2 protein-coding genes are annotated in these 1,729 nt (G+C 68.8%); one reads left to right on the top strand and one right to left on the bottom strand.

Going from position 1 to position 1,729, the window contains the following annotated elements; genetic code table 11:
• On the top strand, positions 1-851 hold an 851-nt coding region (locus tag JYJ84_RS35875), incomplete at its 5' end, for a pyridoxal phosphate-dependent aminotransferase (RefSeq protein WP_205190227.1).
• A gap of 113 nt (positions 852-964) precedes the next feature.
• On the opposite strand, the gene JYJ84_RS35870 is transcribed toward JYJ84_RS35875, so the two are convergent.
• Positions 965-1,729 (bottom strand): transglycosylase SLT domain-containing protein (locus JYJ84_RS35870; protein ID WP_205190226.1); only part of this gene is annotated, 765 nt, incomplete at its 5' end.

The following is a 1,729-nucleotide window of genomic DNA, read 5'->3' as shown; positions in this document are numbered from 1 at the left end:
TCGCGCTCGTCGGGCGCGATGACGAGGTGCTGATGCCCGACCCGTCGTATCCGTGCAACCGGCACTTCGTTGCGGCGGCCGAAGGCCGCGCGGTGCTCGTGCCGAGCGGCCCGGACGCGCGCTTCCAGCTCACCGAGGACGACGTCCGCACGCGCTGGGGCGACCGCACGCGCGGCGTGCTGCTCGCGTCGCCGTCGAACCCGACCGGCACGTCGCTCGAGCCGGACGAACTGAAACGCATCGTCGAAGCCGTGCGCGCACGCGGCGGTTTCACGATCGTCGACGAGATCTACCAGGGGCTCAGCTACGACGCGGCGCCCGTGTCCGCACTGTCGTTCGGCGACGACGTCGTCACCGTGAACAGCTTCTCCAAGTATTTCAGCATGACGGGCTGGCGGCTCGGCTGGCTGGTCGTGCCGCCTGCGCTGGTCGGCACGTTCGAGAAGCTGGCGCAGAACCTGTTCATCTGCCCGTCCGCGCTTGCGCAGCACGCGGCGCTCGCGTGCTTCGAGCCGGCCGCACTCGACATCTACGAAGCGCGCCGGCTCGAATTCAAGCGCCGCCGCGACTTCATCGCACCGGCGCTCGAACGGCTCGGCTTCACGGTGCCCGTGATGCCGGACGGCGCGTTCTACGTGTATGCGCACTGCGGCGGCGTCGCCCACCCGGCGGCCGGCGACAGCGCCGCGCTCACGACGGCGATGCTGCACGACGCGGGAGTCGTGCTGGTGCCCGGCCTGGACTTCGGTGTCCATGCGCCGCGTGACTATATCCGCCTGTCCTACGCGACGGCCTACTCGCGGCTCGAGGAAGCGGTCGAACGGCTCGCGACGCTGTTCGGGCAGCACTGACACGCGGCCGGTGCGGCGGCTTCTCCGCACACCGCAAAAAGAAAAGGCACCCGGATCGGGTGCCTTTTTCATTTCCTGCCGGCCGCAGCCGTGCGGTATGTTACCGCCGCACGTTACGCGCCAAGCTCCGAATGGTCCGCGTGCGACTGCTTCGCGGTATCGACGCTCGCGTCGTCCTGCGACGTGGCTTCCTTCGGTGCCGTCGACTTCGCCGATGTCGTGGTTTCGAGCGTCGCATGTACGCGCTTCGCACCGCCTGCTGCTGCCGTCATGGCGGCGGCCGTGACGATCGGCTTCGCCGGCGCCTGCGGCGCATTGACCGGCACGCTACGCCCGTGCGACACGTCGCGCAGGCGGCCGCGCTCGGCCATCACCTTCGAACTGTAGCCATTGTCTTCGGGGTTCGTCGAGCCGTTGTACATGCGCAGGCCGTTCGCGAGCGAGCCGCCACGTGCGATGCAGTCCTTCAGCACGAGCGCACCGACCTGGAGGTTCGCAAGCGGCTGCAGTGCGGTATCGGTCCCGCCGAAATACTCGAACTTGTCGGAATGGACCTTCGACATCACCTGCATCAGCCCCTTCGCGCCGACGCCGCTTTCGGCGTACGGGTTGAAGCCCGACTCGATCGCCATCACGGACAGCAGCAGCAGCGGATCGAGGCCGACGTCACGACCGGTCTGGAACGCAGCCTTGACGAGCTGGCCGAGCGGCTCCTGCGCGACGCGGTAACGGCGCGACAGGTAGGTCGCGACGAGCGCCTGCTCGCGATTCGATGCGAGCGCACGGTCGTCACGCGCATCGGCCGCCACGCGCTGGGTCGGGATCAGCTTCGCAAGCGCGACGGGCGACGGGCCGTTGGACGCATCACCCTGCGTGGC

It is taken from the genome of Burkholderia sp. LMG 13014 (assembly GCF_905232215.1).
Lineage (GTDB): Bacteria > Pseudomonadota > Gammaproteobacteria > Burkholderiales > Burkholderiaceae > Burkholderia.
The sequence above is the reverse complement of the archived record's forward strand: the minus strand, read 5'-3'. Positions and strand labels throughout refer to the sequence as shown.